The organism is Acinetobacter sp. YH12254 (assembly GCF_013417415.1).
GTDB classification, from domain to species: domain Bacteria; phylum Pseudomonadota; class Gammaproteobacteria; order Pseudomonadales; family Moraxellaceae; genus Acinetobacter; species Acinetobacter pseudolwoffii.
Window position 1 is genome coordinate 137842 of sequence record NZ_VPEB01000003.1, and the last position, 12429, is coordinate 150270.

Annotated in this window: 7 protein-coding genes; all 7 read left to right on the forward strand. The window is 45.2% G+C overall.

The window, feature by feature from the left end; all coding sequences use genetic code 11:
* Positions 1-351: 351 nt before the first annotated feature.
* Entirely contained in the window at positions 352-3924 is a 3573-nt protein-coding gene (gene dnaE, locus FTV29_RS03880; RefSeq protein WP_180075100.1) for a DNA polymerase III subunit alpha, read from the forward strand.
* 37 nt (positions 3925-3961) lie between these two features.
* Positions 3962-4810 (forward strand): RNA methyltransferase, encoded by an 849-nt coding sequence (locus FTV29_RS03885; RefSeq protein ID WP_005096685.1) that lies wholly within the window; start codon positions 3962-3964, stop codon positions 4808-4810.
* Positions 4810-5619: a serine O-acetyltransferase gene (gene cysE, locus FTV29_RS03890; RefSeq protein WP_005096684.1), complete on the forward strand. Its 810-nt coding sequence runs from the start codon at positions 4810-4812 to the stop codon at positions 5617-5619. The genes FTV29_RS03885 and cysE overlap by 1 nt, the downstream gene beginning before the upstream one ends.
* Positions 5620-5739: 120 nt before the next feature.
* Entirely contained in the window at positions 5740-6681 is a 942-nt protein-coding gene (locus FTV29_RS03895; protein ID WP_180075101.1) for an ABUW_2363 family tetratricopeptide repeat lipoprotein, read from the forward strand.
* 123 nt (positions 6682-6804) lie between these two features.
* A complete protein-coding gene (locus FTV29_RS03900; RefSeq protein WP_180075102.1) occupies positions 6805-8811 on the forward strand; it encodes a triacylglycerol lipase in 2007 nt (668 codons plus the stop codon).
* Positions 8812-9147: 336 nt separating this feature from the next.
* Complete coding sequence (mutS, locus tag FTV29_RS03905; protein WP_180075103.1) at positions 9148-11790, forward strand: DNA mismatch repair protein MutS; 2643 nt, start codon at positions 9148-9150, stop codon at positions 11788-11790.
* A gap of 196 nt (positions 11791-11986) precedes the next feature.
* Complete coding sequence (gene fdxA / locus FTV29_RS03910; protein ID WP_004279936.1) at positions 11987-12310, forward strand: ferredoxin FdxA; 324 nt, start codon at positions 11987-11989, stop codon at positions 12308-12310.
* Positions 12311-12429: the final 119 nt, after the last annotated feature.

The window sequence follows — 12429 nt, forward strand, 5'->3', positions numbered from 1 at the left end:
CTTTTCTAATCAAGTTATTTATTCTAAGTCTTATTAAAGCTTTTTGTTTAAATATTAGAAAGAGCAAACTTCGACTATTTACGGTTTTCTTTTACTTTTGACTGGGCAAAAGTAACAAAACCCCTTTGTTGATCTGATGACACTCCCTTGTGCCATCAGATCAACTGGTGACATCCATGTCGCTAGTCAGAAATTCAATTTCGGTTAACAATCCCATCTCGTTATAGATATGGACAAAGCCCCAAATCAACATTTAATTAAAATCTAAAAGTTAGCCATTTCCCCTCATTTTCAAACTGAAACAATAAATCCCATGTTAAACTATTCAATGGTTTTAGCAGGGACTCATCTATGCACTTTGTTCATCTTGGTATTCATACAGAATTTTCGATTACTGAATCCATCGTACGGATACCTGACTTGGTCAAAGCTGCCGAAAAAGAACAGATGCCTGCCCTCGCGCTGACGGATCTGTCTAACCTGCATGCCGCAGTCAAGTTCTATGGCAAATGCTTAGGCAAAGGCATCAAGCCGATCCTCGGTTCTGAAATTCGCCTGAATGATGCCGAACATCGTATGACCTTATTGGCGATGACCAATAAAGGCTGGCGTAACCTGACTGAACTGGTGTCTGAAGGCTTTATCAGTGGTCAGCAATTAGACATTCCCTGCGTACAAAAACAATGGATTTTAAACCAGTCCGAGGACATGATTGCCCTGCTCGGCATGCATTCCGATGTCGGCAAGATGCTGATGAGTTCAAATCCGCAAAAAGCGGAACCCTTGCTGGAAGAATGGGTCGAAAAATTCGGCAATCGCGTTTATATCGCCCTGACCCGCACCAACCGTCCGGATGAAGATGACTTCATTCTGGAAGCAGTGAAACTGGCCAAAAAATATAATATCGGTGTAGTGGCACATAACGACGTGCACTTCATGACCCGCAATGATTATGAAGCCCACGAAGCCCGGGTGTGTATCGCCGATGGTTATGTACTGGGGGATAACCGCCGCCCTAAAACCTATTCACCTGAACAATATTTTAAATCTGCTGAGGAAATGGCAGAGCTGTTCTCGGATATTCCCTCTGCGATTGAGAACACTTACCACATTGCCAAACGCTGTAATGTCACATTGCGACTGGGTCAATACTTTCTGCCGGATTATCCGATTCCTGAAGGTCATACCATTGATACTTTCTTTGCACACTTGTCCAAAGAAGGTCTGGAAGAACGTCTGAATTTCCTGTATCCGCCTGAACAGCGTGATGAACACTGGCCAGAAGTTCGCAAGCCTTATGATGAGCGAATCGAGTACGAGATTAATATCATTAACTCGATGGGGTTTCCGGGCTACTTTCTGATCGTGATGGACTTTATTCAGTGGTCGAAAAGTAACGGCGTTCCGGTTGGTCCGGGCCGTGGTTCGGGTGCAGGCTCACTGGTGGCTTATAGCTTAAAAATCACCGATCTTGATCCGCTACGTTATGAACTGCTGTTCGAACGTTTCTTGAACCCGGAACGTGTGTCGATGCCCGATTTCGACGTCGATTTCTGTATCGCAGGTCGTGACCGCGTGATTGACTATGTGGCGCGTACTTATGGCCGTGATGCAGTTTCGCAAATTGCCACCTTCGGTACCATGGCGGCCAAAGGTGCGATTCGTGATGTGGCGCGTGTCTTGGGTAAATCTTATGGTCTGGCCGATCGTATCTCGAAAATGATCCCGACCAAGCCTTTAGGCCTGAGTCTGCTGGAATCCTTAGAAGCCGAACCACAGCTTAAAGATATCGTCACCAATCCATCCAACCCAGATAATGATGATGCGGCTGAAATCTGGGAAATGGCGCTAAAACTGGAAGGCATTACCCGAAATACCGGTAAACATGCCGGTGGTGTGGTCATCTCGCCAACCAAAATTACCGATTTCTCTGCCGTTATGTGTGAGGCTGATGGTACTTCACGCGTGGCACAGTTCGATAAAGACGATGTTGAATCTGCTGGTCTGGTCAAGTTTGACTTCTTGGGTCTGCGTAACCTGACCGTAATTGAAGATGCAGTTAAAAATATTAATAAACGCATCAAATCTGACAAGCCTTTAGACATTGCCTATATCCCGCTTGAAGATAAAGACGCGTATCTGGTTTTTGCCAATGCCAACACCACCGCGGTATTCCAGTTTGAATCCGTGGGCATGAAGAAGATGCTGAAAGAGGCACGCCCAAGCAAATTTGAAGAAATTATTGCCTTCGTGTCGCTGTACCGTCCGGGCCCGATGGATCTGATTCCTGACTTTATCCACCGGATGCATGGAGGCGATTTTGAATATCTACATCCCTTGCTTGAAGGCGTACTAGAACCCACCTACGGGATTATGGTCTATCAGGAACAGGTCATGCAGGCTGCACAGTACTGTGCCGGCTACACCCTCGGTGGCGCGGACTTGTTACGTCGTGCCATGGGTAAGAAAAAACCGGAAGAGATGGTCAAACAGCGCCAGATCTTTATTGAAGGTGCATCGAAAAAAGACATTGATGAAGCCACTGCCAACCATATTTTCGACTATATGGAAAAGTTTGCCGGCTATGGCTTTAACAAATCACATGCTGCGGCCTATGCTTTGGTTGCCTATCAGACTGCATGGCTAAAAGCGCATTATCCGGCGGAATTCCTGTCTGCAGTGTTGACCTCGGAGATGCAGAACACCGACAACGTGGTGTTTCTGATCGATGACTGTCGCAAGAATAACCTAGAAGTTTTACCACCGTCAGTGAATATGTCGCTGTATCAGTTCCATGCCACGGATGAACAAACCATTGTCTATGGTCTGGGTGCGATTAAAGGTGTCGGTGAAGCTGCGATGCAATCAGTGATTGACGCGCGTACACAAGAAGGCCCTTTCCGTGACCTGTTTGATTTCTGTCATCGTATTGACCTGAAAAAAATCAATAAACGCACCCTGGAAGCATTGATTCGCTCCGGTGCGCTGGATTGTTTAGGCATTGATCGTGCCGACCTGATGGCACAACTGCCTGAAGCGGTGCAAGCTGCGGAACAGGCGCGCTCCAACCGTGAAACCGGCATCATGGATCTGTTTGGTGAAGTGGAAGAAGTTCAGCGCAAACCCTCTAAACCGGTCAAGCCATGGGCGGATGAAGTTCGCCTGAAAGGTGAGAAAGACACCCTTGGCCTGTACCTCACCGGCCACCCGATTGATGTGTATCGTAATGAACTGAAATCCTTTGTACCATGTCAGATTAATGAACTGACGCCGACACGTCGTGGTGTCACCACCGTGTTTACAGGACTGGTGGTGGATATTGCCAACTTCCCGAACCGGATGATGATGACCCTGGATGATGGTACGGCGCGTATTGAAATTTCAGCCAATCATGAACGTTTTAACCGCTTTAAAGAGATTATCCAGCTGGATAAAGTTGTGGTGATTGAAGGTGAAATTTATGAGCGTGAAGGCTTTGACCGCCCAATGGGACGTCTTACTAAAGCCTTTAGCCTGAATGAAATTCGCCAGAAGCGTGCCAACAGCATTAAAATCACCCTAACTGCCGAGCATTTCAGTAAAAGTCTGAGTCGTGACTTGCAGCAGATTTTGACACCATATACCAATATCGACATGTCAGCGCATATTCCGGTAATTCTGTATTTAGACTATCCTTATGCTACGACTGAACTTCATCTGGGTCTCAACTGGAAAGTGGCACCACTGGACGAACTATTGGCTAAATTGCGTGATTATTTTGGTAAAGAAGCATTGCATATTGAATATCAGGTCAAGTCCAAAGCCGCCAAAGCTGTTTCTTATGAACAGGCCAAACCGGTCAATGTTCCACCACCACCTGCTGGCATGAGCATGGACGATGCGCTGGAACTGTATCAGGCTGAATCCCAGCCACAATATTCATAAATCCTGATCTTTAAAAAACCTTTAAATTGGAATCCTCATGAGTCAAATTGACAATGCTGCTGTTTCAGCACATCTCTCCCATGTGCGTATTGTCATGGTCAATACCACTTTACCTGCCAACATCGGCAGTGCTTTACGCGCCATGAAAACCATGGGCCTGTCCAAGCTGGTTCTGGTGGCGCCAAAAACCTATCCGCATCCGGATATTGATGCACTGGCCGCAGGCGCAACTGACCTGATCGAGCAGATCGAGATTGTAGAAACGCTCGAAGATGCCATTAAAGACTGTCAGATTGTATTCGGTACCAGCGCACGTAGCCGTACCATTCCCTGGCCGCTGTTAGATGTGCGCCCTGCTGCGACAAAAGCCATGAGCGCCGTGGTACAAGAGCAGCAAGAAGTTGCAATTCTATTTGGCCGTGAAGACCGCGGTCTGACCAATGAAGAACTGGCAATGGCCAACTATCACCTGACCATTCCAGTCAATACCGATTACGGCGTACTGAATGTGGCTCAAGCCATTCAGGTGATCTGCTATGAAATGCGCATGGCAGCCATGAGCCAGATTGAACAACCACGTGATGCTAAAGCAACCATGCAAGTCATTGATGGCATTGAAATGGAATGGGATGAGCCTTTGGTGAATCATGCGCAGATGGAACAGTTCTATCCGCATTTGGAAAAAATGCTGGCCGAAATTGAATTTATGGACCCAAAAAATCCAAGATTATTGCCTTTACGCTTGCGTCGTCTTTTTGGACGTATACAATTAGATCGTATGGAATATCATTTACTTCGTGGTATTTTCAGCCGCGTTCAGGCCTTAAATAACGGCACCTGGAAAAAATCTTCACATACATCATCACAGGACGAGGATCAAATCTAATGCTAAAACAGCTCAAAGAAGATATACAAGCTGTCTTTGCGCGCGATCCTGCAGCACGCAATACCTTAGAAGTCTTAACCACTTACCCTGGCATCCATGCGCTGATCATGCATCGCATGGCACATGAGCTATGGAACAAAGACTGTAAGGGAACTGCACGTGCGTTGTCTTCATTTAGCCGTTTTGCGACTGGTATTGAAATACATCCGGGCGCCAAGATAGGCCGGCGTTTCTTTATTGATCACGGTATGGGTGTCGTAATTGGGGAAACTGCAGAAATTGGCGATGATGTTACCCTCTACCATGGGGTGACTTTGGGTGGAACGACCTGGAATAAAGGCAAACGCCATCCAACTTTAGAAGATGGCGTGGTGGTTGGCGCTGGTGCCAAGATTTTAGGGCCATTTACTGTCGGTAAAAATGCCAAGGTCGGTTCTAATGCGGTCGTGACTAAAGCAGTTCCTGAAAACACGACGGCTGTGGGTAACCCTGCACGCTTTATTACCAAAAATAAACCGAAGGATGATGCAGAAACCCGTCGTCGTGATTATGCAGAAAGTATCGGCTTCCAGCCCTATGCTGCAACTGAAGACCAGTCTGATCCAATTCTGGAGGGTATGCGCATTCTACTGGACCGTATTCAGCAAAATGAAAAACGCATGAACAACTTGTGCAACCGTCTTTCTTTGCTGGATCCGACCTTTAATAAACAGCAACAAGATGGTCAGCCTTTAAGCAAAAAAGAATTACAGATTCTGGAAGAAGCGCGCCGTGAATGTGAAGCTCAGACCAGTCAGTCTAAAGCCTGAATAGAGCGTTCAATTCTGTAACATGCATTTACTTGCATGATCGTTAGAGTTTTCATAGACTGACGGTCATGTGATTTTTGTACTAGCTGTTTTAAAAAATAACACGAATGGATGAATATTATGACCTTTAAGCCCTTGGCACTTGCTTGTTTAGCATTCACAATGACTGCATGTTCGACCGTCTCTCAGAAGTCTGCTGAGAAACCTGTGGATCAAGTGGTTTTTGTAGAACCTGAATTAAGTCCGCCATTTTATGCATTAAATCCATTCAATTATAATGAACCACCTGCGTTTGAGGTGCATTTGCAAAAAGCTGCGGCTCAACCCGTGACCAAAATGGTCGTGACTCATCCAAATGATCCATCCAAGCAATTAACCTTGGATGTCAATAAACTGATTATTCCCATTGTAGACAGCAATACACGTTCAATGCGTTATGCGGCTCTGGCAAATACCAATGAAATCGACATCACCGAGATTGATGATTTCCTGCAAATGGTGGAAGGTAAAGCACGTCATTATCCACCACGTTTTAGCGATCGTCAGGAACGTCGTGGCTTTGAAGCCAAACTGCGTGAAGTCACTCAACAGCTGGATACTTTAGCTGCACGTGAAAATGCCTCTTTCGATGTTCTGGTACGTGCATTTAAAGCCAGTGTCATGGCACGTAATCTGGATCTGGGTTCAGTCTATACCACCAAATCCCTGACCTATGCACAACGGATTCTTAAGATCAACCAAGATGATCCTGAAGTGAACTTCTGGTTCGGCTTTGGCCTGTCTGAAGGTGGCGGTCAACGTGAAGCGATTCCTTATCTGGACAAAGCCATGAAAGCTGGCGTTCAGGAAGCCTATCTTGCTGCAGCCAATAATTATATTGCGCTGGAACAGAAAAAAAATGCGGCTCAAACCTTGGCAAACTATAAAGTGAAATACCCGCAAGAAGCTGAAGTGGCAGACCGTCTGATTCAGGAAATTGAGAAACAAGGTCGCTGGAATGTTTGGCAAGTTCTGCAAACCGCAAATCAAGCTCCAGCTGCTGCAACGCCTAAAACGCCATAATCAAAATTTATCTTCTTTCTCTGATTACAAATAGACTGCTACGGCGGTCTATTTTTATGAGAAAAAATTAGTAAAATACAAACCATTATCCAAACTTACAACTTAAATTCAGTGAAAGGTTTTATGCACGAAAAAATAAATAAAAGATTAATACTGTGCACTTTAGTCATCACCAGCGTGCTGAGCGGCTGTCAGGTGGTCAGTGTTAAGGAACAGGCGCTTAATGTCACACTCAGCAATGAGCGTGACAGTATTTTGACGCGCGACAAACTGAGCGAAGCCAGTCTGAATGTGTTGTCCATGACGGGGCGTGAAGCCCAGATCTGTATTGACCAGCCCGAAGAATGTGTAAAGGATCTTAAAAAGATTCCCCAGATTTTAGATGAACAATTACTTTCTACAGCAAGTGAGTTGTATCTCGCCAATTCTTTACAGAATGCCAAGTCAGCCGAGTGCAACACCAGTGTTTTGAGCAAGACCCAATCTCAGGAAAAGCAACAGCTGCAAAAACAGAATATCCAGAAATGTCTGGATCAGCAGCTCAGCATGCTGGATAAAAGCATTCGTTATAGTTATGCCTACCTGTTTAAAACCGAGCGTGCCCCGCAAGACCGTATTTTCGACAACCGTCAGGTTCAGATTCGTGATTTTTATAACCTGGCGATTGCTCATCTGATTCAACGCTATGCTGAACGTTATGAAACCAAGCGTTCCGGCCAACGGATTCAGGTGGGTAACAGTGTGTATAGCATTGATCTGGAAAATTTTCCGCAGCTGAAAAACCAGCCCATTGAGCAACTATTATCCACCTACAACATGAACTTCTCTGGGCTTCGTTCAATTACCCGTCGTGACGGTTTTGGTTCAGAGTTTTTAGTGGTTCTACCGGAGCAGCAACCATCCGAAAAAGATAAAAAATATATTACTGACCCACTCAATCACAAATATCCGAATGGTATCAATCCCAATATCCACGCAGCACGATATCTGGCCACCACGATCACCGCTGTACCTAAATCAGCCAATAGTACTGAACAGATTTTATCGACCTCCGAATTTCATCTGAAACTCTATGATCCCTATAAATATGAAAAAATTAAGGTCGCTTCTAAGGAATATGCTCTGGCAGCCAATTTTTCAGCACCTTATGGTTTATGGCTGGCCGAGAACAATCTGGGGCGTCTGGCCTATCTGACCCTGATTGATCGGGATGATAGTCTGAGCATGCCCCACCTGTATATGCTTGAACCTTATAATCCGAACAAGAAGATCCTGGTATTGGTCCATGGTCTGGCCAGCAGCCCCGAAGCCTGGATTCGTATGACCAACGATATTATGGGGGATCCGGTTCTAAGAGAAAACTTTCAGGTCTGGCAGGTGTTTTATTCTACCAACATGCCGATTCTGGAAAGCCGTTTTCAAATCAATGCACTGGTTCAGCAAGGATTTGCCCAGGTCGCGAACAATGCCGCAGCTAAAAAAGATGCAGTACTGGTCGGACATAGTATGGGCGGCGTGATTGCCCGTTTGATGGTCAGCAATGCCGATATCAGCCAAGATGCTTTTAAACTGGTACAAAATACCCGTATTGAACAGTTTAAGGATAAACCGCTGTTTCAAGCACGCCTGCAAATGCAGCCGATTCCAAATTTTAGTCGGGCGATTTTCTTGGCCACACCGCATCGTGGCACAGAATATGCCAATCGCTGGCATACCAAACTGGCGCGTAAAATTATTCGGGTTCCAGGTGCATTTTTAGGTGCCTTTGCTGATACTTTACAAGGCGAAATCGGATTAAAAGAATTTGTCAAAGAACTGGGACATGACCTGATTCAAAACGGCCCGAGTGATTTGAGTGAAAATTCGAAATTCAATGCGCTAACTAAAAACATTCAGCCCTATACCGGCTTCAAATTTCACTCCATCATCGGTAATACCGTAGATACTACAGAACCTCAGCTGATGAGTGATGGCATTGTTTCCTACGAAAGTGCTTATTTGCAAGGTGCAGTATCTAACAAAGTAATTAAGGGTGGTCATTCCATTCAGGAAACCCCTGAGGCCGTACTGGAATTGCGCCGGATTCTCAGATTACACCTATCTGACCTGGGTCTTTATGATCCCGAATAAACAATTCCCTTAATTTAAATCAACCACTGCATGTTCACATCCGGTGGTTTGTTTTTTAAAATTGGAAATCATGCTGAATAAAAGTTCAGACCGACAGATCTGTCGCACGACTTAAACATTCATCTGGAATTTCATTTCTTTCTAAAAATTAAATTTGATAGACTTGTTTCAATCTTGATTTAAAGCACCCTAAGATAAGCGACCTCATTCACTATGCTCCTGAACAGATCCTCGATAAAATATTTTTATAGATCTGTTTAGATGTGCTTTAATTTTTTGTGCATACGCTGCTTATCAGTATTTGCATTTCTCTCTTGTTGAAAGGATTTATTTTTAATGACCAGTTCGGAAATTATGGCTGATCTTTCTACCTTAACGCCCATGATGCAGCAATACATGTCGGTGAAAGTGCAGCATCCACACTCATTGATGTTTTATCGTATGGGTGATTTTTATGAACTGTTCTTTGAAGATGCACACAAGGCAGCCAAAATTTTAGGCATTACCCTGACCCATCGCGGTAAAGCCAATGGTCAGCCGATCCCAATGGCAGGTGTGCCTTACCATGCAGCCGAAGGCTATCTGGCCCGTCTGGTCAAAAAAGGCGAAACGGTGGTGATCTGTGAGCAGATTGGTGAGGGCGAGAGCACTCGCGGTAAGGCTCCCATGGAGCGCGGCGTGGTAAGGATTATCACCCCGGGCACCCTGACCGATGATGCCATGCTCGGTGCACATCAAAGCTCTAATCTGGTGGCTTTATGTATTCAGCAAAATCAGATCGGGATTGCACTGCTCGATCTCAGTGCCGGCTTATTTAAAGTACAGCAGCAGGATTATGATCTTAACCAGCTCATGATTGAACTGGCGCGCTTAATGCCAAGCGAAATTTTGCTGGATGAAAATACCGCTGATCCGATGCTGACCGAGCAACTCAAGCAGCAACTTGATATTTCCGTGACGAAGCGTCCCAATGTGGACTTTAGCCTGAACAATGCACAAAAAACCTTGTGCGACCAGTTTGCCGTCAGCACACTTTCCGGTTTCGGGATTGATCATTTGCCGTTGGCAAAAGCTGCCGCTGCGGCACTGATTCACTATGCCAAAGAAACCCAGAAAACCGCTTTACCACATATTCGTTCGATTCAGCTAGAACAGAGTTCCGACTTTATTGCCCTAGATCCAGTGACGCGTCGCAATCTGGAACTGATTGAGCCTTTATTTGAGCATGGTACTTCACTGTTTCAGTTAATTAATGATTGCCAGACGGCTATGGGTGGACGCTTGCTGAGTCGCACCCTGATGCAGCCTTTGCGTGACACTGCCTTGCTGGATGAACGTTTAGATGCCATCCAGGCCCTGCTACAAGGTTTCCATGAAGTACCTGTACGTTTGGTACTTAAGGAAATTAGCGATATTGAACGTGTCCTGAGCCGAATTGCTTTGGGCAGTGCCCGACCGCGGGATCTGGTACAACTACGTCAGGCCTGTGCGCAAATTCCATTTTTACGCCATGCCCTACAGCCGATTGTCAGTCAACAACAGTCTGAGCTATTAATCCAGCTAAATGAAGAACTCGGAGATTTCCATGGCCTGCATCAACGCTTGATGTCTGCCATCGTAGAAAATCCGCCGGTATTGCTGCGTGATGGGAATGTGATTGCCGAAGGCTTTGATAGTGAACTGGATGAATTACGTCAGATTCGTGATCACGCCAGCCAGTTCCTGATTGATCTGGAAATTAAAGAACGTGAAGCCAGCGGAATTCCGGGACTGAAAATTGGTTATAACCGAGTGAGTGGTTATTATATTGAACTCTCACGTGCTCAGGCCGAACAGGCACCCGAGCACTATATCCGCCGTCAGACTCTGAAAAATGCTGAACGCTATATCACACCTGAACTGAAAGCCTTTGAAGATAAGGTTTTATCCAGTGAATCCCGTGCTCTGGCGCGTGAAAAAATGCTGTTTGAAATGCTGCTGGATGAATTACGTCAGGATATCGGCAATTTACAGATGATGAGCAGTGCCATTGCCCAGATTGATCTGGTGGCAAACTTTGCCCATCAGGCACGTTTACGCAACTGGTCACGTCCAAAATTCAGCCCTGAAGTCGGTGTAAGTATCACTGCTGGCCGTCATCCGGTGGTGGAAGCTTTAAGCAAAACTGCTTTTACACCGAACGATACGCGACTGGACTTTTCCCATCGCATGGCGATTATTACCGGACCCAATATGGGCGGTAAATCGACCTTTATGCGCCAGACCGCATTGATCGTCTTGCTGGCGTATTGCGGGGCTTATGTACCTGCACAAGCTGCGACTTTAGGGCCTATTGACCGGGTTTTCACCCGTATTGGTTCTGCCGATGATTTATCAACTGGCAAATCGACCTTTATGGTGGAAATGACCGAGACTTCGCAAATTCTGCATCATGCCACCAGTCAGTCGCTGGTACTGATGGATGAAGTCGGTCGTGGCACCAGTACCTATGATGGCCTGTCTCTGGCCTGGGCCTGTGTGCTGGATCTGAGCAAACGCATTCAATGCCTGTGTCTATTCGCAACCCATTATTTTGAGCTGACCGAACTCGATAAAGAAAGCGGCATTGATAACTACCATGTCACGGCTAAAGAACTGAATGGCAATCTGATTTTGTTACATAAGGTACAACATGGCCCTGCCAGCCAGAGTCATGGCTTACAGGTGGCGAAACTTGCCGGTATTCCGGCATCAGTCATTAAAGAAGCACAAAACCGCTTAAAGATTCTGGAAAAGCAGCAACTGGCCAAACCAAAGAGTTTACAACATGATCTATTTGCACTGCCGGAAATTGTAGAGCCAGTGGAACGTATTATCGAAATTGAGAAAGAATCTCCAGCTCTCGAATTACTTGAGGACATCGATGTAGACAACCTGAGTCCACGCGAAGCCTTAGCACAATTATATGCACTAAAAGATTTACTCAAACAGCCGGGGTAATTCTCTAAGTCATAGACCTCATCCCGTATGGGGTCTAGCACTGATTTATACTTGAATTTAGCCCTATTCCGGCTTTTTTCAAATTTAACAGCCCTATATATAACAAATATCAATAAAAGGAATTGTTAGTTCCCCCTGTTTTTGCCTAAAATACAGTATTCGTAAATAGAACCATATTTTTTAGGTAGCTGTCGCCATGACCTTCGTTGTCACTGAAAATTGTATTAAATGTAAATATCAAGACTGTGTTGAAGTTTGCCCTGTAGACTGTTTCTATGAAGGTCCTAACTTCCTGGTGATTAACCCGGACGAGTGCATCGACTGTGCCTTATGCGAACCTGAATGTCCGGCGAATGCAATTTTCTCTGAAGATGAATTACCAGAAGGCCAAGAAGTATTTATTGAATTGAATGCTGACCTGTCGCAAAAATGGCCAAATATCACACAAATTGGTGACCAGCCAGCAGATCGTGAAGAATGGAATGGTAAAGCTGACAAATTACAATATCTTGAAAAGTAATTAATTTCAGTTAAAAAAGATCAGCACATGCTGATCTTTTTTATACTCAATCCACACATTTTATTGCAATATTCTCCAAATTTCTCCGTATATTTAGTCTAAAATGGCGCTATTTATAA